General features: G+C 37.8%; 1 pseudogene. It reads left to right on the top strand.

The features are described from left to right. Positions 1-99: 99 nt before the first annotated feature. Positions 100-275: pseudogene (locus JKP73_RS22960) on the top strand (IS110 family RNA-guided transposase); the annotation flags it as partial.

Raw genomic sequence — 275 nt, 5'->3', positions numbered from 1 at the left:
TCGTGGATACATATATTGTCGCTTAAATCCACTTGAGGCAAAACTTCAGACAGCAGCTATGCGAAGAAAAATAAGACCGATAAAAGCGATGCGCATGAGCTGGCTAAAACACACTTTAAAATAAACCGTAAGCCAATATTTCAACAAGACACCTATTATAATCAAATGCGTGCCCTATCACGTTATTACGACGAAGTTGATGAAGAATTAATCCAACTACGGGGCAAAATGCATGCGATTTTACAATTATCTTTTCCGGAACTAGAACGAATGAT

Origin of the sequence: Virgibacillus salexigens, from assembly GCF_014905415.1 — a bacterium.
In the GTDB taxonomy this organism is placed as follows: Bacteria; Bacillota; Bacilli; order Bacillales; family Amphibacillaceae; genus Virgibacillus; species Virgibacillus salexigens.
Note: the sequence above shows the minus strand (reverse complement) of the source record. Positions and strands in the feature narration are given on the sequence as shown.